Genomic DNA, 23,599 nt, shown 5'->3' with positions numbered 1-23,599 from the left:
AAATGTCATTGATCAGTATGCATGGTGCATGGCTGTCGTTCAGCGATGCGCCGCTTCTTGATAATGCAGAACTGCATATCGAAGATAACGAACGCGTCTGTCTGGTTGGCCGTAACGGCGCAGGTAAATCGACGCTGATGAAGATCCTGAACCGTGAGCAGGGGCTTGACGACGGGCGTATCATTTATGAGCAGGATCTGGTTGTGGCGCGTCTGCAACAGGATCCGCCGCGTAATGTTGAGGGCAGCGTGTATGATTTCGTTGCCGAGGGTATCGAAGAGCAGGCCGAGTATCTCAAACGTTATCACGATATTTCGCGTCTGGTGATGACTGATCCGAGCGACAGAAATCTGAATGAGATGGCGCGGGTTCAGGAAATGCTCGATCATCACAATCTGTGGCAGCTCGAAAGCCGTATTAATGAAGTGCTGGAGCAGTTGGGGCTGGATCCAAACGCCGCACTTTCTTCGCTTTCAGGCGGTTGGCTGCGTAAAGCGGCGCTGGGCCGCGCGTTAGTGAGCAATCCGCGTGTACTGCTGCTGGATGAACCAACGAACCACCTGGATATTGAAACCATCGACTGGCTGGAAGGATTCCTGAAATCCTTCAATGGGACAATCATCTTCATTTCCCATGACCGTTCATTTATACGCAATATGGCGACGCGTATCGTCGACCTCGATCGTGGCAAGCTGGTGACTTATCCGGGGAATTACGATCAGTATCTGCTGGAAAAAGAAGAAGCGCTGCGCGTAGAAGAGTTACAAAATGCAGAGTTTGACCGCAAGCTGGCGCAGGAAGAGGTCTGGATCCGTCAGGGGATCAAAGCGCGCCGTACCCGCAACGAAGGCCGCGTGCGCGCACTGAAAGCCATGCGTCGCGAGCGTGGCGAACGCCGCGAAGTGATGGGCACGGCGAAGATGCAGGTCGAAGAGGCGAGCCGTTCAGGCAAGATTGTTTTCGAAATGGAGAACGTGGATTACCAGGTTGATGGAAAGCAGCTGGTAAAAGATTTCTCCGCACAGGTACAACGTAGCGACAAAATTGCGCTAATCGGACCGAACGGCTGCGGCAAAACAACGCTGCTGAAGCTGATGTTAGGCCAGCTTCAGGCTGACAGTGGACGCATTCACGTCGGCACCAAGCTGGAAGTGGCCTATTTCGATCAGCACCGCGCCGAACTGGATCCAGATAAAACCGTGATGGATAACCTGGCTGAAGGTAAGCAAGAGGTGATGGTTAACGGTAAACCTCGCCATGTGCTGGGTTATCTGCAGGACTTCCTGTTCCATCCGAAACGCGCGATGACGCCAGTGCGAGCGCTCTCTGGTGGGGAACGAAATCGCCTGCTGTTGGCGCGTCTTTTTCTGAAACCCAGCAATCTTTTGATTCTCGATGAACCAACGAACGATCTTGACGTCGAAACGCTGGAACTGCTTGAAGAACTAATTGATAGCTATCAGGGGACTGTACTGCTGGTAAGCCACGACCGTCAGTTTGTGGATAATACTGTAACTGAATGCTGGATCTTCGAAGGCGGCGGTAAAATTGGTCGTTATGTCGGCGGTTATCATGACGCGCGCAGCCAGCAATCTCAGTATGTGGCGTTTAAACAACCGGTCGCGAAAAAAACAGAGGAAGCTGTTGCTCCTAAAGCAGAAATTGTCAAACGTGGCACGAGCAAACTAAGCTATAAACTGCAGCGCGAACTGGAGCAGCTCCCCGCTCAGCTTGAAGAACTGGAAGCTAAACTGGAAAGGCTACAAGCGCAGGTTGCTGACGCCGCTTTTTTCAGTCAGCCACATGAGCAAACACAGCAGGTATTAGCTAATCTGAACGAAGCGGAACAAGAACTTGAGCAAGCCTTTGAGCGCTGGGAGTATCTTGAGTCTTTGAAGAACGGCGCATAATTTAAAGGAGCACATATGTGCGAACATCACCATGCCGCGAAGCATATTTTGTGCTCGCAGTGTGACATGCTGGTGGCGTTACCTCGCCTTGAGCATGGTCAAAAAGCGGCATGTCCACGATGTGGCACTACGTTAACGGTTGAGTGGGACGCGCCGCGACAGCGTCCTACCGCCTATGTATTAGCAGCATTATTCATGCTGCTTCTGTCAAACCTCTTCCCCTTTGTGAATATGAACGTCGCAGGGGTGAGCAGCGAAGTGACGTTGCTGGAGATCCCCAGCGTTCTCTTTTCTGAAGACTACGCCAGTCTCGGCACCTTCTTTTTATTATTCGTGCAGTTGGTCCCCGCGTTTTGCCTGCTGACTATCTTGCTGCTGGTGAATCGGGTGCAGATGCCCGCCAGACTTAAGGCGGGTCTTGCACGCGTCCTGTTCCAGTTAAAAAGCTGGGGGATGGCGGAAATCTTCCTCGCTGGCGTGCTGGTCAGCTTTGTTAAGCTTATGGCTTACGGCGATATTGGCGTGGGCAGCAGCTTTATTCCGTGGTGCTTCTTTTGCGTTTTGCAACTGCGCGCATTCCAGTGCGTTGACCGTCGCTGGCTGTGGGATGATATTGCGCCAATGCCAGTGATTAAGCAGGAGTTAAAACCAGGCGTGCCCGGCATTCGACAGGGACTGCGTTCCTGCTCTTGCTGCACCGCGATTCTTCCCGCTGATGAACGGGTGTGTCCGCGCTGCCAGACGAAAGGATATGTGCGGCGTAAAAACAGTCTGCAATGGACGTTGGCATTACTGTTCACGTCGATCATGCTTTATCTTCCTGCCAATATTTTGCCGATTATGATTACCGATCTGCTCGGGTCAAAGCTGCCATCAACGATACTTGAGGGGGTGGTTTTAATCTGGAGCGAAGGCTCTTATCCGGTGGCTGCGGTTATTTTTATCGCCAGTATTATGGTGCCGACGTTGAAAATGATCGCCATTGCCTGGCTATGTTGGGATGCCAAAGGGCACGGCAAACGCGACAGCGAACGTATGCACCTGATTTATGAAGTTGTGGAATTTGTCGGTCGCTGGTCAATGATCGACGTCTTTGTGATTGCGGTACTCTCTGCGCTGGTACGCATGGGAGGGTTAATGAACATTTATCCTGCAATGGGTGCTTTGATGTTTGCTTTAGTCGTCATTATGACAATGTTTTCTGCGATGACATTTGATCCGCGTCTGTCGTGGGACCGTGAACCAGAACCAGGCCATGAGGAGTCCTGACAGCATGGAATCTAAAAGTGGGGAAGCCAAAGTGCAAAAGGTAAAAAACTGGTCGCCCGTGTGGATATTCCCTATCGTCACTGCACTCATTGGCGCGTGGGTACTGTTTTATCACTACAGTCATCAGGGGCCACAGGTCACGCTGATTACCACCAATGCCGAAGGTATTGAAGGGGGCAAAACGACGATTAAGAGCCGCAGCGTGGATGTCGGTATCGTCGAGAGCGCAACCCTGACTGATGATTTGACCCATGTGGAGATTAAAGCGCGTCTTAACTCCGGAATGGAAAAGCTGCTGCATAAAGATTCTGTCTTTTGGGTGGTGAAGCCGCAGGTTGGACGTGAAGGTATCAGTGGGCTCGGCACGTTATTGTCCGGGGCTTATATTGAACTGCAGCCCGGCAATAAAGGCAGTAAGCTGGAAAATTACCAACTGCTGGATTCACCGCCGCTGGCTCCGCCAGATGCAAAAGGGATCCGTGTGATTCTGGACAGTAAAAAAGCCGGTCAGTTGAGCCCAGGCGATCCGGTGCTTTTCCGCGGCTATCGTGTGGGCTCGGTTGAAACCAGCACGTTTGATGCGCAAAAGCGTACGATCAGCTATCAGCTTTTCATCAATGCGCCTAACGATCGTCTGGTGACCAGCAATGTACGTTTCTGGAAAGACAGCGGGATCGCCGTAGATCTTACCTCAGCAGGTATGCGCGTAGAAATGGGATCGCTCTCCACGCTGTTTGGCGGTGGTGTAAGTTTTGATGTGCCCGAAGGACTGGAACAAGGTCAACCGGTTGAGCAGCAGGCCTCATTTAACCTCTATGACGATCAAAAAAGTATTCAGGATTCCCTGTATACCGATCATATTGATTACCTGATGTTCTTTAAAGATTCGATTCGTGGCCTACAGCCTGGTGCACCGCTGGAATTCCGTGGCATCCGCTTGGGTACGGTGAGTAAAGTACCTTTCTTCTCACCGAATATGCGTCAGGTATTTAACAATGATTACCGTATTCCGGTGCTGGTGCGTATTGAACCAGAACGTCTGAAGGCACAGCTGGGAGAAGATACCGATGTTGGCGCTCATTTGGAGCAACTGCTTAAACGCGGATTACGAGGATCGCTCAAAACCGGGAACCTGGTGACCGGCGCGCTGTATGTCGATCTCGACTTCTACCCGAAAGAGCCGCCGATTACCGGTGTACGCGAATTCAATGGTTATCAAATTATTCCGACCGTGAGCGGTGGTCTGGCGCAGATCCAACAGCGTCTGATGGAAGCGTTGGATAAGATTAACAATCTGCCGCTGAACCCGATGATTGAGCAGGCAACCAATACGCTGTCGGAAAGCCAACGCACGATGAAACATCTGCAAACCACGCTGGATAACATGAACAAGATCACGTCCAGCCAGTCGATGCAGGATCTGCCGGCGGATATGCAGAACACGCTACGTGAACTGAATCGTAGTATGCAGGGCTTCCAGCCTGGTTCCGCGGCCTACAACAAGATGGTGGCGGATATGCAGCGTCTTGATCAGGTACTGCGTGAACTGCAACCGGTACTGAAAACGTTGAACGATAAGAGTAATGCGCTGGTATTTGAAGCGAAGGACAAAAAAGATCCAGAGCCGAAGAGGGCGAAACAATGAAAAAGTGGCTAGTGGTGATGATGGCGGTCTGGCTGACGTCATGCAGCTCCAGCGGAGAAAATAAAAGCTATTATCAGCTCCCTATCGCACAAGGCGGAGTGCAGAGCTCCGCCAATCAGGGAAACCGTCTGCTGTGGGTTGAACAGATTGCGGTACCTGATTATCTGGCCGGTAATGGGGTGGTTTACCAGACCAGCGATGTGAAATATGTGATAGCCAATAATAATCTCTGGGCCAGCCCATTAGATCAGCAATTGCGCAATACACTGGTTGCGAACCTCAGTATGCAGTTGCCTGGCTGGGTTGTCGCTTCACAGCCGCTGGGAAGCACTCAGGATACGCTGAACGTTACCGTAACCGGCTTCCACGGTCGGTACGATGGTAAGGTTATTGTGAGCGGTGAATGGTTGCTGAATCATCAGGGACAACTGATCAAACGCCCGTTCCACATCGAAGCTGTACAGACTAAAGACGGCTACGATGAGATGGTGAAGGTTCTTGCCAACGCCTGGAGTCAGGAAGCAACGGCCATTGCTCAAGAGCTGAAACGCATCCCTTAAGCTTAAATAATTGTAAATTATGCCGCCCCTGGTTCATTGCCCGGGGCGGTTTTTTTTATTTTTTTAGCCGTGAAGATAGCTGTTCTGACTGACTATTTTTGTACAAATGATTTAGAGGCTAGCTCACAAATATGACACTGGCGTGAATTTTGCGCATTGACGAGCCTGATGTTTAGGGGTATTCGTTTAGTGTGATTGCACACTTAGTAATCACTGTTTTCTTTTCCACCAGACCCAAAAATGAGGGAAACGAGGCATGAAGAGACAAAAACGAGATCGCCTGGAACGGGCACATCAACGTGGATATCAGGCCGGCATTGCCGGACGCTCAAAAGAAATGTGTCCCTATCAGACGCTGAATCAGAGGTCATACTGGCTGGGAGGCTGGCGAGAAGCCATGGGGGATAGGGTTTTAATGGCCTGATTCTGTCTCTTTAGATAAAAGAAACCTCCGCAGAGCGGAGGTTTCGCCTTTTTGCACACCAGATAAAACGAAGAAACGTTAATGTCTGGCTGCTTCCCAGCTCTGGATTAGAACGCGGAAGTGTCCTGGAAAAGACCCACTTTCAGATCGTTTGCGGTATAGATCAGTCGACCATCAACCAGCACTTCACCATCTGCCAGGCCCATGATCAGGCGACGGTTAACGATGCGTTTGAAGTGAATGCGGTAAGTGACTTTCTTCGCGGTCGGCAGAACCTGGCCGGTGAATTTGACTTCGCCTACGCCCAGCGCACGGCCTTTACCTTCGCCGCCCAGCCAGCCGAGATAGAATCCAACCAGTTGCCACATGGCGTCGAGACCCAGGCAGCCCGGCATCACCGGATCGCCGATAAAGTGACAACCGAAGAACCACAGGTCCGGGTTGATATCCAGTTCAGCTTCAACATAACCTTTGTCAAAGTTGCCACCGGTTTCGGTCATCTTGATGACACGGTCCATCATCAGCATGCTTGGTGCTGGCAGTTGTGGCCCTTTAGCGCCAAACAGCTCACCGCGACCAGAGGCAAGAAGGTCTTCTTTCGTATAGGATTCGCGTTTATCTACCATGTTCTCTGTAAGCCTTATTTTATTGAAGCACGCAGGATAGCTAACACGTGTACGCTGAACAAGTCCGATCAGTTCGGAATAATCCAGTTCAGCCAACGTAGCGGCCATGGAAAACGGTGACGACCTTCCTGTTGCGTTGCCGTGGCAATACGCTCCTGAATGGTTTGCATCAGCGTTGTCTGGCCTTCGCCATCCCACACCAGATTTAACAACAGTGGCAGCGCATCGGTCACGTCGTCCACCGCCCAGATAGTGAATTTTTCTTCTTCTATGGCCTGTAGCAGCGCAGGCTGCAGGCTGAGGTGTCTGACGTTAGCCGAAGGAATGATAACGCCCTGCGTGCCCGTCAGCTCACGCTGCTGGCAGATGGTGAAGAAACCTTCAATTTTCTCATTCAGACCACCGACAGGTTGTGCCCGACCAAACTGATCGACAGAACCGGTAATGGCGATACTTTGATTTACAGGAACGTCGGCGAGAGCGCTAATCAATGCGCACAGTTCTGCCATAGACGCGCTGTCACCGTCCACCTCACTGTAAGATTGCTCAAAGGTCAGTGAGGCAGAGAAGGGGATTTGTTGCTCCAGCTGGAGTTCCGACATCAGGAACGCCTGCATAATCATCATACCCTTGGCATGAATATTTCCGCCAAGCTCGGCTTTGCGCTCAATATCCGTAAACTCGCCGTCGCCAATATGCACGACGCAACTGATACGAGAAGGCTCGCCAAATGCGCGTGGGTGGCCCGGAAACTCAATCACCGACAAGGCGTTGATCTGGCCAATACGCTCGCCTTCTGTCTCGATAAGGATCTGCTCTTGCAGAATTTCATCCTGCATGCGTTCAGCCAGGAATCCCTCACGCCATTCGCGCTGAGCCAGCATCAGGCTGAACTGTTCAGCGTTGCAGGTTTCGCCCTCGCATAACGGAGCCACCTCTTTGAACTGTCGGGTGATCCACAGCGGGTTAAGCGGCAATGTATCCTGTTCACCGGTATAGCGAACGGCTTCACGGATCAAAACCTGCCAGGCATCGGGAGCGGGGTAAGGCAAATTATTGCGCATGGCAGTATGCGTGACCCATTGACACCACTGTGTCATGGTTTCGGCATCGACTATCTGCAGGTTGTCTTCAAATTCGCTGTAAATGGCCTGCTCAGCCAGTTCTGGCTCCATGTCCTGAAAATCCGCCAGTGATTCGCGTTCACCGACTAAAATCACTTTCAGTTTAAGCGGCATAGGCGGAACGGAGACAGGCAGCGGGCGAGACTCATCAAAAGCCACCCAATCAAAACGCTCGTGGCTGACAATGGCTTTCAGGCGCATCCACAACAGGGGTTGGGCCAACAGCGTGCGCAATGAGATAACCAGCACACCCCCATTGGCCAGATGTACCAGACCTGGCTGCAGCGTAATTTCGCCATTGAACTGACGCAGACAGCCAAACAGTTGTTCGGCTTCGGCCCAGTCAGCGCTGACCACCTGCGTCAACGTCGCAAAATTGTCTTCCGCTTTCTCAGCTGTACGATAACGAATAGTGTGACCGGAGATGTCGTAATGACCGCCAGTCAGGCTTCCTGCATCCGTGTGCAAGGGACGTGCAGCCTTTGCAATAAGGTTGAGATACTCAAGCTCTTCCGGTGCTTTTACCAACATGAACGAGGATGTTGTCCAGTGCTGAAGAAGCTGCTCTAGCGCGAATTGTAAACGTGGCTGAGTATCACTAAGTAAGGTGTCGGTGTCGTCAGTGACGTGCGGCTGTGCAAATACTTCCTGATAACTGTCGGTATCAGGAACCAGATCACGCCATGCAAGTTTCGTAATGGTCAAAGTTGATGTTTTTTAGTCTGTTGTAAAAAACGAGATTATACCGTAACCCTCACCACTAAACACCTGGAAAGCGCCGCGAAACGCTTGTGATGACGCGCGGCAGTTCACAGGCTGGATATTCTTTTCTTCAGATGCCGAAAAAGCTGATATTCTGATAAGAGTTACACGGTAACATTGAGATCGCAATGAAATATCAACAACTTGAAAACCTTGAAAGCGGCTGGAAATGGAAGTATCTGGTGAAGAAGCATCGTGAGGGGGAATTAATCACCCGTTACGTCGAGGCCAGCGCTGCCAAAGAAGCCGTTGATTTATTGCTAACCCTCGAAAATGAACCGGTGCGGGTCAATAGCTGGATTGAAGAACACATGAATCCTGCGCTGCTTAATCGTATGAAACAAACCATACGTGCCAGGCGCAAGCGGCACTTTAATGCTGAGCATCAGCATACCCGGAAGAAATCCATCGATCTGGAATTTATGGTCTGGCAGCGTCTGGCAGGTCTTGCGCAGCGGCGCGGAAAAACGCTTTCTGAAACTATTGTGCAACTGATTGAAGACGCAGAGCATAAAGAGAAGTACGCGAACAAAATGTCGACATTGAAACAGGATTTACAGGCGTTGCTGGGGAAAGAGTAGCGGTCGGCTGGTTTAATGCGTGGCTTACTTTGGATGAAAACAGATGAAAAAAAACCCCGCATAGCGGGGTTTTTTATAAGACGATAACTTAAGCCTGAGGCTGAGTTACAACGTCTTTGATGCCTTTAACTTCGATCTCAACACGACGATCCGGAGCCAGGCAGTCGATCAGTGCAGCGCGAGCTTTCACGTTGTCACAGGTGTTGCCAGTAACTGGGTTGGATTCACCCATGCCACGTGCAGAGATTTTGTCAGAAGGAATACCTTTAGAGATCAGGTAATCAACAACGGACTGAGCACGTTTCTCGGACAGACCCTGGTTGTAAGCGTCAGAACCGATGCGGTCAGTGAAGCCCAGAACCACTACGGAGCCGTCTTTCGGATCCAGGTTGCTCAGCTGGCTGTACATCTGGTCCAGAGCCTGCTGGCCTTCTGGTTTCAGAGTTGCTTTGTTGAAGTTGAACAGAACGTCAGACTTCAGAGTGAAGTGCTTGGTCTGTACTTCTGGAGCCGGAGCCGGAGCAACAACTACTGGAGCTGCTTCTTCCTGCTGGCCAAAACGGTAAGAAACACCAACGCTCAACAGACCGTTATCCGGACGACCGCCAACGGTGTTCGCGTCACCGATGTTGTTGGTCCACTGGTATTCCAGACGGGTAGCGATTTCAGGAGTAATTGCATACTCTACGCCACCAGCGAATACTGGGGATACACCAGTGTCGTGGTCTTTGAAGCCGCTGCTGCTTTTAGCGTCTGCACGCCAAACCATACCACCCAGACGAGTATAAACGTCCAGATCGTCAGTGATTGGGTAACCCAGTTTAGCGGTCAACTGAACGCCCTGAGCTTTGAAAGCGCCATTTTGATTGGTAGTGTCGGCAGTGCCTTTGTACGGCATACGACCTAACCAGTCATAACCCATTTCGAAACCAACGTACGGGTTAACCTGATAACCACCGAACGCACCGGCACCCAGTTGGCTTTCGTGGGTAGGCCCGGTGTTATTGATCTGGTTGTTGCCAATATCATGGTACTGAGACCAGCCCATTTTAGCACCAGCGTACCAGGTGTTATCTTTCGGAGCGGCCTGCGCCACGGTAGCGAAACCAGCCAGTGCCACTGCAATTGCGATAGCTGTCTTTTTCATTTTTTGCGCCTCGTTATCATCCAAAATTCGCCATGAATATCTCCGAAGAGAGATAACACGGTTAAATCCTTCACCCGGGGACCAGTTCAATAGTTACTCTACCGATATCTGCGGCTTACGCCGAGCACCCCTGGCGATGTAAAGTCTACAACGTAGTTGAAAACTTACAAGTGTGAAGTCCGTCAGGCATATGAAAAAAAAAGGCTTGTATACACAATATTTAACATTTATAGCTGAATAAATGTACTGAGGATATCCTGAAAACCGCTTCTGACAGGCGTTCAGACGAAAAACACATTACAGCTCAAAGGCAAATTGAGAGATGAAAAAAAATTCCAGGATAAATCCTAATTTTACTCAATGATACAAATTCGAGTGAATTTTTAGCCCGGAATGCTGTCTCCCCGCAAATGTCTGAGCGCGAACCGGACGCATGATAAATCCCATCGCATTACCTTCATCAGCCGCTTTGACAAGTTCGGCATGTTCATCTTCCGTTAATTCTTCCGCCAGCCAGCCAATGACAACACTGTAATTACCCGTGCGTAGTGCACGAATCATCGATTCCAGCGTATTGCAGGGGGAGAGCTGACTAATTTGCATGACTTTCGTCAATGGAAGTCCAGCTGACTGCACCCACTCCCGGCTTAATTTTTGCTGAGGCGTCAGCCACAGCTGCCAGCGAGATTGTTGCCCCAACTGTTGCAGCAGGGGAAGCAGCAGCAGTTGTGTCATCATGGGCTGGTCCTCGCGATAGACCACTTCACTGATAAGCCCAGCGGTTGCGTTCTCTGATGAAACGCGCGCAATGTTGCTTGATGTGGAAGAGAACGACGAAGAACGATTTGCATAGCCTGAAGTGTACATAATCAATCCAGCCCTGTGAGTTACTGTATGAATATACAGTAACTCTGCCTTCAACAAAGATCAACCTTATTTTCGGAAACAGGTTCGCAATTTTTAGTCGTCGTCATGGGAAAAATAAAATTCATCTTGCCCCATACGCATAAGTTGCCTATTTTCGTCATTAACGGATCCGCTACTGAAAATCATTTGCTTACGTTATGATTTAAAAAGGATTTTTATGAAAGAGCTTTCTTATGCAAGGATCTATAAATCGCAGGAATATCTGGCTTCTCTGGGGACAATTCACTATCGCTCACTGTTTGGTGGCTACAGTCTGACGGTTGGCGATACGGTCTTTGCCATGGTCGCTAATGGTGAGCTGTATCTTCGAGCCTGTGAGCAGAGCGCCCAGTATTGTGTACAAAATTCTCCTGTCTGGCTGACATTTATTAAGCGCGGACGTCCTCTTGTACTTAATTATTACCAGGTGAACGATGCTCTGTGGCAAAACCAGCAGCAGCTGGTGTCGTTATCGCGATATTCGTTGGATGCAGCGGTTAAGGAGAAACAAAGTCGCTTTGCCCAGCATCGTCTGCGGGAATTGCCGAATATGACGTTTCATCTGGAGACTCTGTTGAATGAAGCTGGAATTAAAGATGAGGGGACCATGCGATCGTTGGGAGCACAAATGTGCTGGCTGAAACTTAGGCAAAATAATCCGGCTCTGACGGTAAAAGTACTCTATGCCCTTGAAGGCGCGGTAGGGGGGATACATGAAGCCGCGCTCCCGGCGACGCGTCGCCAGGAGCTGGTGGAGTGGGTAAGTTCTCTTACGCCGGAACCGGGGTATTAGAAGGTAATATGGCAATTTGCTGCTGTAATCGCCGGATCTCCGGGAGCAGAGCAATCAATAACCCAACTTGCTGAACGACCAGAGGCTCTTTACTATCCGGGCGTGGTTCCAGGTGCTGAATTCGCTGCTTCAGCCCTTCTAACGCCTGGTATACGCGTTGCTCGTCAGCGGGTTGATGGTGAAGGGCATCATCAACATAGCAAACAGCGTCATCCAGCAATGCCAAAACGTCTGGATTGGTCAGTTGTTCGCGATGTGCGCCCAGCGCAGAAATATAGCTGGTAAACGTATGGTTGAGACACAGTAAACGGAACGCCGTTTCGCGCGTTTGGGCCGTGACATCAGGCTCGCTCGACATGTTTGACACCACGGAGGCGAGTTCAGCATCACGGTTATGCGCGTCACGGCGAGCGATACGGTAGGCCAGACGATTATCACGACCCTGATGATATTGTTCGAGAATTGCATCAAGGTAGCGGCAGTTAGCGTCAGTCGCCCGTTCAATTACCCGTGGTAGGTTACGAAAACGCCAGTCTGGCCAGATGAAACTGACAGCAGCCCAGGCGATAGCACAGCCAATTAGCGTATCGATGACACGCGGCAGCGCAACCTCAAAGCCTTCGCCGAGCAGGTTAAAGCACAGTAACACCAGCAGCGTGATAAACATGGTGGCGTGAGCATACTGGACGTTGCGAAAGGCAAAAAACAGTACACCAGTGATCACCAGGAGTATCAATTGCCCTTCGAGAGAGGGCACAAACCACAGGATCGGTAAACCAATGGCAATCCCAACCAACGTGCCGATAATCCTGAGCGCCAGGCGATGTCGGGTGGCGTTGTAGTTTGGCTGACAGACAAACAGGCTGGTCAGCAAGATCCAGTATCCGTGATTCATGCCGGTTATCTGGATAATGGCATAACCAACACAGAGCACTAACGACATGCGAACGGCATGGCGAAATAGAGCAGACTCAGGGGTGAAATTACGGCTCAGACGTAACCAGATATCACTGAATCCATGGGGACTGTCATCGGCAAGCTGATTTTCAGACTCATTGCGCGAGAGTACCTGAGCCTGTTCAGACTCTATGGTAGCAAGCTGCGCGTCGATTGCCCGTAGGTTTGACAGTAAAAAACCCAGCGTATTGAGCAGGTCGGCAGGTTCACCACTGGCACGCATGCGCTCAAGTGCGGCATCTATATGGGTGAAGGCGCGCTCAAAGTGCGGATCGTGCTGGTAAGGCGTGCGCAATAAAATACAGCGAGATAATTGTGAACAGGCTTGCCCTTGCATCGACATCAACCGCTGGAAACGGAACATCACATCGCTGTGACGGAAATGATCGCGTAGCGTTTGATACTGAATGTGTGAAGAGCTTGCGCGTTCATGAATATCCTGCGCCACAAAATAGTAATGTAGCGTGCGACGTGTTCCCCGTTGTCCACGGTCACCGCGCAGGCGGGTCAGCAGCGACACTTTAGTCTGATTCAGCGTTGCCATCAGTTGGCCATTCGCGAGAGCTAAATCATACAACGGTGCCTGGCTTTCATCTTCTATGTCGGGGTCAAAAAGACGCGATTTCAGTTCCAGGTAGTGCGCTAACTGTTCGTAGCTGCGTGCCAGATTGTCCTGTAAGGGGCGGATGGGGAACAGAAGATGTCCGGTGAGCGTCAGCAGGTTATACCAGATAGCGCCAGCGAGCAGCAGGATGGGTTGTTGATACCACTGATCGTAAAGCGAGGTGCCCAGCATCGTGTAAATGGCGATCAGCAATGCACCAAAAGCAATAGTTGCATAGCGCTGGCCTAATCCCCCCAGCAGAATAAAGCCGCTGGTGGAAAGCGTTAAACCAATAGCAAACAGCCATGGCCATGGGAAGAGCAGTTCAACGGAGGCTGAGGCAATAAAAAAGCACACCAGTGTGATGATTAAATTGCGCAGTCGGCCTGCGAGACGATCGTCCAGATCGGTAAGTGCGGCAGCGACCATACCTAGCGTGAGTGGGATAGTCAGCTTGACGTCACCCAGCCACCAGGGTAGCGCCGTTGTGCCGCATAGCGCGATAAAAATCCGCACGTAGTACAGCCATGTGCTGTTCCAGGTATAGCGTTTGAGCAGAGGACTTAACATAAAGGCCATCGGTCCTGATTATTCAAAACGACGACGTGCATTGGCTTCACGCGCTGCACGGGCAACTTCTACTGAAACCACCCGGCGACCCACCGGCCAGAGCGCAATGGCAGCGATTTTAAAGTTCGCAATGCCAACCGGAATACCAATAATCGTTATGCACTGGGCAATACCAGAGATAATGTGCATCAGGCACAACCACCAGCCGAAGAAAATCAGCCAGAAAATATTGAGCACGGTGCCGCCGGTATTTAACAGGACGCTTTTACCGGCCGGATTCAGTTCATCGACATGAATCGCTTCGTTACCATAGGGAAACAGCGAAAGTCGGGTTATCTCCCAGCATGAACGGGTCAAGGGTAAAGTAAAAATAAGCACGACACTGACCAGTGTTGCCAGTAACCAGGCCAGGGTGGTGGCGAACCCCCCAAGCACAAAATTTAAAATATTCAGAACAGTACGCATAAACCCTCGGTTAACTCTGGTTTTCTGTGAATTCGGCAATTGTAACGTTTTTTTGGGCTGGAGCACGTTTTCTCTGGCGGTTACACTGATAAGCAAACCTCTTCGTGTGGATCCGCTTGAGTCTTATGGAACTGAAAGCAACTTCTCTTGGAAAACGTCTGGCACAACACCCTTACGATCGGGCCGTTATTCTCAATGCCGGGATTAAAGTTTCTGGCGATCGTCACGAGTATCTTATTCCCTTCAATCAGTTACTGGCTATTCATTGCAAACGCGGCCTGGTATGGGGCGAGCTGGAGTTTGTACTCCCGGATGAGAAGGTGGTTCGTCTTCACGGTACAGAGTGGGCGGAAACCCAGCGCTTCCATCATCATTTGAATGCGCTCTGGCAACAGTGGAGCCAGGAAATGAGTGACGTTGCTGCCGGGGTTTTACAGCAGCAATTGGATGCGATAGAGGCGCGTACTAGTGAAAGTAAATGGCTGACGCGCGAACAAACGTCAGGGCTGCAGCAGCAGATTCGCCGTGCCTATGCCGCGTTACCGCTCCCGGTTAATCGGCTGGAGGAATTTGAAAATTGCCGGGGGGCGTTACGTCAATGCCAGGCATGGTTGAAAGACATTGAAGCCTGCCGCTTACAGCACAATCAGGCGTACACCGATGCAATGCTGGAAGAGTATGCCGAGTTTTTCCAGCATATTGAATCTTCGCCGTTGAACCCTGCTCAGGCGCGCGCGGTGGTGAATGGTGAGCAATCATTGTTGGTACTTGCAGGTGCTGGAAGCGGTAAAACATCTGTGTTGGTTGCCCGGGCTGGTTGGTTGCTTGCACGAGGAGAAGCTGCACCAGAACAAATCCTGTTGCTGGCGTTTGGACGCAAAGCAGCCCAGGAGATGGATGACCGCATCCGTGAGCGTCTGCATACGGATGAGGTCACCGCACGGACGTTCCATTCACTCGCGTTGCACATTATTTCGCAAGGTAGCAAAAAAGTTCCAACGGTGAGCAAGCTTGAAAATGATGCTATCGCGCGCAACAAACTCTTTATAACAACCTGGCGTCAGCAGTGCAGTGAGAAAAAGGCTCAGGCTAAAGGTTGGCGACAATGGTTAGAAGAAGAAATGCAGTGGTCTGTACCCGAAGGTAACTTCTGGGATGACGAAAAATTACAGCGCCGTCTGGCTTCCCGGTTGGATCGCTGGGTTAGTTTGATGCGTATGCATGGCGGAGCACAGGCGGAGATGATTGCTAATGCTCCGGAGGAGATCCGTGATCTGTTCAGTAAACGCATAAAGCTAATGGCGCCGCTGCTCAAGGCCTGGAAGAGTGCCCTGAAGGATGAGAATGCCGTCGATTTCTCCGGGTTGATCCATCAGGCTATTGTCATTCTGGAGAAGGGGCGGTTTATCAGTCCGTGGAAACATATTCTGGTCGATGAATTTCAGGATATTTCCCCTCAGCGCGCCGCCCTGTTAGCCGCCTTGCGTAAGCAAAACTCGCAGACCACGCTGTTTGCCGTGGGAGATGACTGGCAGGCCATTTACCGGTTCAGCGGAGCACAGCTTTCTCTGACAACCGCATTCCAGCAAAATTTTGGTGAGGGCGATAGCTGTAATCTGGATACGACTTACCGTTTTAATAGCCGTATTGGCGAAGTCGCAAACCAGTTTATCCAACAAAACCCACACCAGCTCACAAAACCGCTGAACAGTCTGGCGACCGGTGATAAAAAAGCCGTCACGTTGCTCGACGAAAGCCAGTTAGATCTGTTGCTGGATAAGCTGTCGGGTTTTGTAAAAGCCGAAGAGAGAATTCTGGTGCTGGCGCGATACCATCATCTCAAACCTGCCAGCCTGGACAAAGCGGCCACCCGCTGGCCCAAGCTGCAGTTGGATTTTATGACTATTCATGCCAGCAAAGGGCAGCAGGCGGATTACGTCATTGTTATGGGGCTTCATGAAGGGAATGACGGTTTCCCGGCTCCGGCCCGCGAGTCGATTATGGAGGAGGCGTTACTCCCGGCTGTTGAAGATTTTCCTGATGCAGAAGAGAGACGGTTGCTGTATGTGGCGCTAACGCGTGCGCGGCATCGGGTATGGCTACTGTTTAGCAAAGACGCGCCATCATGCTTTGTTGATGAGCTTAAGCAATTAGACGTTCCGGTGACCCGGAAACCCTGAAAAGCAGGCGGCAGTTGCCGCCTGCTTAGCGTTTATTTGAGGCGTTCTGCAAGATAACGGGCGTAATCCGGGATCAGGATATCTGTTGCGTCGTTGAAGTTTGGCGACTGGATAATAAAATCAGCCGTTGACACGTTGGTGGCGACTGGAATGTTCCAGACCGTGGCCAGGCGTAGCAGGGCTTTGACATCAGGATCGTGGGGAACGGCGTTGAGCGGATCCCAGAAGAAAATCAGCACATCAATTTTCCCTTCTGAAATCAGCGCACCCACCTGCTGGTCACCCCCCATTGGGCCGCTCAGCATGGCGTTGACGTCCATTCCTGTCGCGCGTTGAATTAAGTTTCCTGTTGTTCCTGTTGCATACAGAACGTGTTTTTCCAGTAATGGCTGGTGGCGTTCAACCCAGCTCATCAACATCTTTTTGCAGTGATCGTGTGCGACCAACGCAATATGTTTCTGCGCTGGCAATGTGCGAGTCGTTAATTCCATAGTACAGCTCCCAAGTTAACCTTGTTACAGAGTACTGGAAGCACTTGACGCTGCAAGAGAAAGACAAAAAAAATGCGTATACGAACATAAATGTCACGATGGGGGTTGTTTCTCCGCCCATTGTAAGAAGTTACTTCGCGTTTGTGCGTCAGCCTGTTGAAACCAATATTTTAAGCGCTGCTCGGTCAGTGTTTGCGACTGAGGCGGCACGCGATCCAGTTCAGACACTCCGGAAAGCAGCGAACTGTCATCGGCCATCATCGTGGCAAATTGTGGTAAAGAAGCATGCTTAGCCGCTTTGTTATAGCGCTCTGTTTCCATTTCATAATCTACGATTTTTGCGGTGGACGTGATTGACAGAATATCCAGCTTAACCGGTATAGGCATGGAGTCCCCATCCAGCAGTTCTACGCGCGGGGCATCATCAAAATGCGTTGCATCCCGCTCGTTGCTCAGGCGTGGGAGGTGGAAATTAACCTGACTGACGAGTTGGGTATCAAAGCTGATGACCAACGGAGGCGAAATATACAGACGTTCTTCGTGGCTGGACAGGCGAATGGTTTTTTCTACGCGAAACACGAGCTGGTGCCGACCATTTTCCAGCTCAATACTGTCGGCACCACGCAGTAATGAGCTGGAGACTTTTTTTCCGTCCAGTACCAGAAGGTCAATATCATTGGACAGACGTAAAGAGGTAGCAAAAACGGTTGCCGGCAAACATAGGGCAATCAAGGCTGTCACAATGCCGGCTTTCATAGGTTTCTCCTGTCCAGAAAATATCTCTATAAGATGTATCTAAATTTTTCGATAATCATGTTTACTAACATATAGACATATTTTTGAGTTTAGCTCTCATGCGCCAGTATGGGATGAATGGTTGCAAAGTCAGGTTTGTCGTACACTTTGCTAAACAGCCTGGAGGAAAACGATGAAAGAGACCGATATTGCTGGCATTTTGACAACGACCCGTACGATTGCGCTGGTGGGGGCAAGCGATAAACCCGATCGTCCAAGCTATCGGGTGATGAAATATTTACTCGATCAGGGCTATCACGTTATTCCTGTTTCACCGAAGGTTGCCGGAAAAACGCTGCTGGGGCAGCAGGGTTATGCGACGCTGGCAGATGTACCAGAGAAAGTGGATATGGTAGATGTCTTCCGTAATTCTGAAGCGGCGTGGGGTGTTGCTCAGGAGGCAATTGCCATCGGAGCGAAGACGCTATGGATGCAGCTCGGCGTGATTAACGAGCAGGCAGCCGTGCTGGCTCGCGATGCAGGGATGACGGTGGTGATGGATCGCTGCCCGGCGATTGAGATCCCGCGGTTGGGACTGGCGAAGTAAGGCTGATCTGTAGCCGAACAAAACGCACAGGCCCGATTAGCGAATCGCCATCGGGCCTGTGTTAGCATCAATTGCGCAGGCGCGGGGCCTGAAGCTGTTTTCGAATTGTTCGCGCCAGTTCATCCATCGACGGTTGTTCCGGATGTTCTTCCTGTAGCTCACTACTCAGCTGTGCTTCGGCCAGATACGTATGCACTGGCAGACCATTATCGTCTTCCATCACCACGTGATACCAGGGAGCGGCGCGAAGTTCGTCGTTAACCGCCAACTCATCGGCTGACGGTTGATCAAGCGAATATTCCGGGTCGATATCCACGACCACTCCGAGGTAACCTAACAGGGAATGGCGGACCTGCTGGCCGATACCGAATTTGCTGGCAATCATAGTCACCTCCCGGGAAATAGATACCCTTTATGTAAGGGTAATATTCCACTTTTCAAGTTACATGATGCGACAGGCAAACCCTTTCAGATACAGCCCTTCCGGGTAGGTAGCGATCACCGGGTGATCGGCGGCCTGACGGAACTGCTCTATAAATTGTACATCACGACCAGCATCTATTGCGGCATCAGCGATGATTTTCTGAAATAAATCGGTGGTCATTAGCCCTGAGCAGGAGAAAGTCAGCAGCACACCGCCAGGATTGAGCAACTGAATAGCCAGCATATTGATGTCCTTATAGCCGCGGCAGGCACCCATCAACTGGCTTTTGTTTTCGACAAATTTCGGCGGATCCATCACGATGACGTCGAATTTCTCACCACGATCGCGATAAGCACGCAGAAGTTTGAACACATCATCACGCACGAACTCAGCTTTACTCAGATCCAGCTTGTTCAGTTCCACGTTCTGGCGGGCAATATCGAGCGCTTCCTGAGAGGTGTCAACGCTGACGACCTGACGGCATCCGCCCATTAATGCTGAGACCGCAAAGCCGCCGGTATAAGAGAAACAGTTCAGTACACGCTGATTTTCCACATAACGACGCGTGGCCAGGCGGCTGTCGCGTTGATCGAGGTAATAGCCGGTTTTGTGACCATGCTGAATATCAACCAGCAGCTTCATTCCGTGCTCTTCAATTGGCAGCAGGGCTGGCGGAAGCTCACCCGTTACTGGCCCTTGAGTCAGCTCCATACCTTCTTTTTTACGCACGGCCACATCGCTACGGTCATAAATGGCGCAGTCCGGGAAAACAATTTGCAGAGCGCTAATCAGCGCGGCGCGTTGGTATTCAGCCCCCGCACTGAGCAACTGTAACACCAGGAAGTTGTCGAAGCGGTCAATGGTGATGCCCGGCAGGCCATCGGATTCTCCGGCGATCAGACGGTAACTGTCCAGACCGTCTTTTTTTGCCAGCCAGTCACGCCATGTCTGCGCCTGCTGCAGACGACGAGTGAAGAAATCAATATCGATGGACTCAGACTTGTCGAATGTCCAGACGCGTGCACGGATCTGCGACGCGGGTGAGTACGCGCCGCGTGCTAACCATTTACCCTGATGGTCAACAATATCGATGGTTTCACCGAGGTTGGCTTTACCTTCCATACGTGCGACAGCACCGGAAAATACCCACGGATGGCGGCGCAGTAATGATTTTTCGCGCCCTTTGGCTAACACTAAACGTACACTCATAATTTACTATTCTGTCAATTCAAAGAAATGGGCGCCATTGTCCTGAGTTTTACGCATATTTGCAACGCGCGCTGTGATGATAAGGAGAACCGCAATGTCGAAAGTCTGCATAATCGCCTGGGTCTATGGCCGGGTTCAGGGGGTAGGATTTCGCTACACCACCCAGCATGAAGCACAACGGCTGGGGTTGACCGGCTACGCGAAGAATATGGATGACGGCAGCGTAGAGGTTGTCGCCTGTGGTGAAAGCGACCGGGTAGAACAACTGATGAAGTGGTTGAAAGCCGGGGGGCCGAGCAGCGCCAGGGTTGACCGGGTTCTTAGTGAACCACATCGTCCTGGCGACGAGCTAAAGGGATTTAGTATCCGCTATTAAATACATTTCACCGGTTTCGGCAGGCCGGCAATTTTAGTCGCCTGCTTGGCCGGACCTTTCGGGAACAGGCGGTAGAGATAACGGCTGTTGCCTTTCTCTTCGCCAAACTTGTTGGCCATTGCTTTTACCAGCATGCGGATAGCGGGGGAGGTATTAAACTCCAGATAAAACTCGCGGACAAAACGCACCACTTCCCAGTGTTCCGCGGAGAGCGTAATGCCTTCGTTTTCGGCGATTCTCTCCGCCAGCGCCTCGCTCCACAGCGTGGTATCTTTCAGATAGCCTTCGCTATCGGTACTGATTTCTTTACCTTCAAAGATCAACATAATTCGTCACTGCGTTAGTCAAACTGGCGGCAGTTTACCAAAAAAGAAAGCCCCGCATAAGCGGGGCTGGATAATGCGTGTGGACATCTTAATCGCGGCTGGCGAAGCCCAGAATACTCAGCAGGCTGACGAAGATGTTGTACAGCGAAACATACAGGCTAACGGTGGCACGAATATAGTTGGTTTCACCGCCGCGGATGATATTGCTGGTTTCAAACAGGATTGCGCCTGAAGAAATCAGAATGAACACCGCGCTGATTGCCAGATGTAATGCTGGCAGTTGCAGGAAGATATTGGCAACCATACCAATCAACACCACTACAACACCCGCCATCAGCATACCGCCGAGGAAGGACATATCTTTACGCGTGGTCAGCACATAGGCCGAGCAGCTGAAGAAGACCAGCGCCGTACCGCCCAGCGCCATGGCGATAACATCACCCATGCCTGCGGACAGGTATGTATTCAGCATCGGTCCCAAGATGTAGCCCAGGAAGCCAGTGAAAGCGAACGCTGACAAAATACCAACCGGTTTATCTGCCGTTTTGTAAGTCAGGAACATCAGGCCATACATACCCACCAGCGTCAGGATAAGTCCCGGAGAAGGTAACATCAGTACGGTACTGGCGGTCGCAGTGATCGCTGAAAACGCCAGCGTCAGGCTGAGCAGGAAATAGGTATTGCGCAGCACCTTATGCGTGCTGAGTAGCGATGTACGCTCGCGCGAAGAACTAATAATACGATCCATGAGTCACTCTCTTATGACAGATGTAATTAATGATGGAGGATAATGAAATCAAGGGGAATGACACAGCGGTTTTACCCATCTTTACGCATTTTAGCCCGCCAGACTTAAGCATATTATTTCAACAAAAGTTCCCGAATTAGATGTTAGCACTGTATGTGCAAAAATGTCAGATCGCTATCTACCAGGTAACTGAAAAATATTGCGTTATTCCTGAATCTCTTTGACAGTGACAGCGGTGTCTACATAAAACAGAGCAATAAGGTAAAGGGAATGATTCAACATAAATCGAAGATATTGACGTTTACGCTGTTGGCTGTCTGTTTGATGTCTATAAACGGCGCGGCGAGGGCGGCAAATGTTCCCGCAGGAACACTACTGGCAGAAAAACAGGAACTGGTCAGAAACAACGGCAGTGAGCCGGCATCGCTGGATCCGCATAAAGTTGAAAGCAACGTTGAGTTTAATTTAATCAGCGATATGTTCGACGGTCTGGTGGCTGTCAAGCAGGATGGGTCTATCGAACCCCGTCTAGCCGCGTCCTGGGAGAATAAAGGCAACGCTGTCTGGACCTTCCATTTACGCCCGGGCATAACCTGGTCAGATGGATCTGCTATTACCGCACAGGATGTCGTCTGGAGCTGGCAGCGTCTGGTTTCGCCGCAAACGGCTTCACCTTATGCTTCGTATCTGGGCAACATGCACGTTGCGAACGCGGTTGATATTGCCCAAGGGAAAAAAGATCCCGCTACGCTGGGAGTCAAAGCCCTGGATGATACCACGCTGGAAATTACCCTGACGCAACCGACGGCGGCGTTTCTGGCGATGCTGGCGCATCCATCTCTGGTCCCGCTGGATAAAGTGTTGATAGGTCGTTTTGGCGATAAGTGGACCCGGCCAGAGCATTTTGTCAGCAGCGGGCCGTACAAATTATCGCAGTGGGTGGTTAATGAGCGCATCGTTGCCGAGCGTAACCCACATTACTGGGACGATCGGCATACGGTTATTAATAAAGTTACTTATTTGCCTATTAGCTCAGAGTCTGCTGACGTAAATCGCTATAAGGCCGGTGAAATCGACATTGTGTATAGCGTACCGGTTAACCAGTTCACGCAACTGAAAGAAACAATGGGGGATGAACTGCATGTCTCGCCTCAGCTTTCAACGTATTACTATCAGTTCAATACAACCCGCGCGCCGTTTAATGATCCGCGCGTGCGCCGGGCGCTGAATATGGCGTTGGATAAAGACATCATTGCGCAAAAGGTGATGGGGCAGGGGCAGCGAGCAGCGTGGGTTATCAGCCAGCCGGAAATAGGTGGGGTGAAACTGCATGCGCCGGAGTATGCGTCATGGCCGCTCGAAAAACGTATTGCTGAAGCCAAAAAACTGCTGGCTGAAGCCGGTTTTGGTCCTGAGCATCCGCTTAGCTTAAATCTGCTCTACAACACCTTCGAAACGCACCAGCGTATTGCGATTGCCGCATCGTCGATGTGGAAGAAAAACCTTGGCGTCGAGGCGAAGCTGCAAAACCAGGAATGGAAAACCATGCTGGACACTATGCACACCGGTAATTTTGACGTCGTGCGCTATGCGTGGATAGCCGACTATGATGATGCCTCAAGTTTCCTCAATATCTTCCGGACCGGTGATAGCGAGAACACCACTAAGTACAGTAACCCCGCCTTTGATGAAGCGATGCGTAATGCGGCGAAAGCAAGTTCACTGGAAGAACGCGGCAAATACTATCAGCAGGCTGAAGACCTTTTAGGTGAGGATGTGCCCGCGATTCCGGTTTACCACTATGTCCGCACGCATCTGGTGAAGCCGTGGGTGGGGGGATTTGCGCCGGATAACCGGGGAAATTACTACACCAAAGATATGTACATCAAAAAACATTAAGCGCTATAGCCGGTATTCGTGCTGATTAAATGGTCAATCTGTTGTTATTTCAGTCGATTAACAACATTTTGGCTATTTTTCAGGCAAACGAACACATTGGTGCTTTACAGGTCCGTTCGGGATGTTTATAGTGCGCCTCATTGGAAGCGTGGCCGAGCGGTTGAAGGCACCGGTCTTGAAAACCGGCGACCCGAAAGGGTTCTAGAGTTCGAATCTCTACGCTTCCGCCAAACATGAAAAGGGGTTACCGAAAGGTAACCC

At 50.9% G+C, this 23,599-nt stretch carries 23 protein-coding genes and 1 tRNA gene; 12 read left to right on the top strand and 12 right to left on the bottom strand.

Annotated features, from left to right (window positions below):
• Positions 1-2 precede the first annotated feature (2 nt).
• The 5 genes from JQN59_RS14860 (at position 3) to rmf (ending at position 5,808) form a co-directional block, all read left to right on the top strand.
• Positions 3-1,910 (top strand): ABC transporter ATP-binding protein, encoded by a 1,908-nt coding sequence (locus JQN59_RS14860; protein WP_008784281.1) that lies wholly within the window; start codon positions 3-5, stop codon positions 1,908-1,910.
• A gap of 15 nt (positions 1,911-1,925) precedes the next feature.
• Complete coding sequence (gene pqiA / locus JQN59_RS14855) at positions 1,926-3,179, top strand: membrane integrity-associated transporter subunit PqiA (protein WP_032942902.1); 1,254 nt, start codon at positions 1,926-1,928, stop codon at positions 3,177-3,179.
• Between the two features lie 4 nt (positions 3,180-3,183).
• Entirely contained in the window at positions 3,184-4,824 is a 1,641-nt protein-coding gene (gene pqiB / locus JQN59_RS14850; RefSeq protein WP_020996511.1) for an intermembrane transport protein PqiB, read from the top strand.
• Positions 4,821-5,384, top strand: a complete 564-nt coding sequence (gene pqiC, locus JQN59_RS14845) for a membrane integrity-associated transporter subunit PqiC (protein ID WP_071444985.1) — start codon at positions 4,821-4,823, stop codon at positions 5,382-5,384. The genes pqiB and pqiC overlap by 4 nt, the downstream gene beginning before the upstream one ends.
• A gap of 256 nt (positions 5,385-5,640) precedes the next feature.
• Positions 5,641-5,808, top strand: coding sequence for a ribosome modulation factor (gene rmf / locus JQN59_RS14840; RefSeq protein ID WP_003035871.1), 168 nt, complete (start codon positions 5,641-5,643; stop codon positions 5,806-5,808).
• Between the two features lie 107 nt (positions 5,809-5,915).
• Here rmf and fabA read toward each other — a convergent pair whose 3' ends face one another.
• Positions 5,916-6,434: a bifunctional 3-hydroxydecanoyl-ACP dehydratase/trans-2-decenoyl-ACP isomerase gene (gene fabA, locus JQN59_RS14835; protein WP_003035875.1), complete on the bottom strand. Its 519-nt coding sequence runs from the start codon at positions 6,432-6,434 to the stop codon at positions 5,916-5,918.
• Positions 6,435-6,502: 68 nt separating this feature from the next.
• On the bottom strand, positions 6,503-8,263 hold the full coding sequence (locus JQN59_RS14830) for an AAA family ATPase (RefSeq protein ID WP_111465810.1): 1,761 nt from the start codon (positions 8,261-8,263) through the stop codon (positions 6,503-6,505).
• 185 nt (positions 8,264-8,448) lie between these two features.
• Between JQN59_RS14830 and matP the strand changes: the two genes are divergently transcribed.
• Positions 8,449-8,901: a macrodomain Ter protein MatP gene (gene matP, locus JQN59_RS14825; protein ID WP_032942905.1), complete on the top strand. Its 453-nt coding sequence runs from the start codon at positions 8,449-8,451 to the stop codon at positions 8,899-8,901.
• 88 nt (positions 8,902-8,989) lie between these two features.
• Here matP and ompA read toward each other — a convergent pair whose 3' ends face one another.
• Together ompA and sulA are read right to left on the bottom strand one after the other, a co-directional pair.
• Complete coding sequence (ompA, locus tag JQN59_RS14820; protein ID WP_079934917.1) at positions 8,990-10,048, bottom strand: porin OmpA; 1,059 nt, start codon at positions 10,046-10,048, stop codon at positions 8,990-8,992.
• A gap of 357 nt (positions 10,049-10,405) precedes the next feature.
• A complete protein-coding gene (gene sulA / locus JQN59_RS14815) occupies positions 10,406-10,915 on the bottom strand; it encodes an SOS-induced cell division inhibitor SulA (protein WP_149607839.1) in 510 nt (169 codons plus the stop codon).
• 217 nt (positions 10,916-11,132) lie between these two features.
• On the opposite strand from sulA, the gene JQN59_RS14810 reads away from it, so the two are divergent.
• Entirely contained in the window at positions 11,133-11,747 is a 615-nt protein-coding gene (locus tag JQN59_RS14810; RefSeq protein WP_003831996.1) for a TfoX/Sxy family DNA transformation protein, read from the top strand.
• Here the strand turns inward: JQN59_RS14810 and yccS are convergent.
• Together yccS and JQN59_RS14800 are read right to left on the bottom strand one after the other, a co-directional pair.
• Positions 11,725-13,878 (bottom strand): YccS family putative transporter, encoded by a 2,154-nt coding sequence (gene yccS / locus JQN59_RS14805; protein ID WP_149607838.1) that lies wholly within the window; start codon positions 13,876-13,878, stop codon positions 11,725-11,727. The two genes, JQN59_RS14810 and yccS, sit on opposite strands and share 23 nt — an antisense overlap.
• A gap of 18 nt (positions 13,879-13,896) precedes the next feature.
• Complete coding sequence (locus JQN59_RS14800) at positions 13,897-14,343, bottom strand: YccF domain-containing protein (RefSeq protein WP_003831998.1); 447 nt, start codon at positions 14,341-14,343, stop codon at positions 13,897-13,899.
• Between the two features lie 125 nt (positions 14,344-14,468).
• On the opposite strand from JQN59_RS14800, the gene helD reads away from it, so the two are divergent.
• A complete protein-coding gene (gene helD, locus JQN59_RS14795) occupies positions 14,469-16,523 on the top strand; it encodes a DNA helicase IV (protein ID WP_048214504.1) in 2,055 nt (684 codons plus the stop codon).
• 32 nt (positions 16,524-16,555) lie between these two features.
• On the opposite strand, the gene mgsA is transcribed toward helD, so the two are convergent.
• A complete protein-coding gene (gene mgsA / locus JQN59_RS14790) occupies positions 16,556-17,014 on the bottom strand; it encodes a methylglyoxal synthase (protein WP_003035897.1) in 459 nt (152 codons plus the stop codon).
• A 93-nt stretch (positions 17,015-17,107) separates the two neighbouring features.
• On the bottom strand, positions 17,108-17,770 hold the full coding sequence (gene csgI, locus JQN59_RS14785) for a curli synthesis inhibitor (protein ID WP_008784291.1): 663 nt from the start codon (positions 17,768-17,770) through the stop codon (positions 17,108-17,110).
• 172 nt (positions 17,771-17,942) lie between these two features.
• Between csgI and JQN59_RS14780 the strand changes: the two genes are divergently transcribed.
• The gene (locus JQN59_RS14780) at positions 17,943-18,356 is read left to right on the top strand and encodes a CoA-binding protein (RefSeq protein WP_032942909.1); all 414 of its coding nucleotides are present in this window, start codon (positions 17,943-17,945) and stop codon (positions 18,354-18,356) included.
• A 67-nt stretch (positions 18,357-18,423) separates the two neighbouring features.
• On the opposite strand, the gene hspQ is transcribed toward JQN59_RS14780, so the two are convergent.
• Positions 18,424-18,741 (bottom strand): heat shock protein HspQ, encoded by a 318-nt coding sequence (gene hspQ, locus JQN59_RS14775; RefSeq protein WP_003035905.1) that lies wholly within the window; start codon positions 18,739-18,741, stop codon positions 18,424-18,426.
• Positions 18,742-18,798: 57 nt separating this feature from the next.
• Positions 18,799-19,989, bottom strand: coding sequence for a 23S rRNA (cytosine(1962)-C(5))-methyltransferase RlmI (gene rlmI, locus JQN59_RS14770; RefSeq protein ID WP_149607837.1), 1,191 nt, complete (start codon positions 19,987-19,989; stop codon positions 18,799-18,801).
• Positions 19,990-20,083: 94 nt separating this feature from the next.
• On the opposite strand from rlmI, the gene yccX reads away from it, so the two are divergent.
• A complete protein-coding gene (gene yccX / locus JQN59_RS14765) occupies positions 20,084-20,365 on the top strand; it encodes an acylphosphatase (RefSeq protein WP_020996508.1) in 282 nt (93 codons plus the stop codon).
• Here yccX and tusE read toward each other — a convergent pair.
• On the bottom strand, positions 20,362-20,691 hold the full coding sequence (gene tusE / locus JQN59_RS14760) for a sulfurtransferase TusE (RefSeq protein ID WP_008784296.1): 330 nt from the start codon (positions 20,689-20,691) through the stop codon (positions 20,362-20,364). The genes yccX and tusE overlap by 4 nt on opposite strands.
• 88 nt (positions 20,692-20,779) lie before the next feature.
• Positions 20,780-21,439, bottom strand: coding sequence for an FtsH protease modulator YccA (gene yccA, locus JQN59_RS14755; protein ID WP_008784297.1), 660 nt, complete (start codon positions 21,437-21,439; stop codon positions 20,780-20,782).
• Positions 21,440-21,709: 270 nt separating this feature from the next.
• Here yccA and JQN59_RS14750 point away from each other — a divergent pair, with 270 nt between their 5' ends.
• Both JQN59_RS14750 and JQN59_RS14745 read left to right on the top strand, forming a co-directional pair.
• Positions 21,710-23,338 carry an ABC transporter substrate-binding protein gene (locus JQN59_RS14750; protein ID WP_149607836.1) on the top strand — a complete coding sequence of 543 codons (1,629 nt, stop codon included), beginning with the start codon at positions 21,710-21,712 and terminating at the stop codon, positions 23,336-23,338.
• Between the two features lie 142 nt (positions 23,339-23,480).
• Positions 23,481-23,568: transfer RNA gene (locus JQN59_RS14745), tRNA-Ser, on the top strand.
• Positions 23,569-23,599: the final 31 nt, after the last annotated feature.

Origin of the sequence: Citrobacter sp. B72 (assembly GCF_016894305.1) — a bacterium.
Classification (GTDB): Bacteria; Pseudomonadota; Gammaproteobacteria; order Enterobacterales; family Enterobacteriaceae; genus Citrobacter; species Citrobacter portucalensis.
Note: the sequence above shows the minus strand (reverse complement) of the source record. Positions and strands in the feature narration are given on the sequence as shown.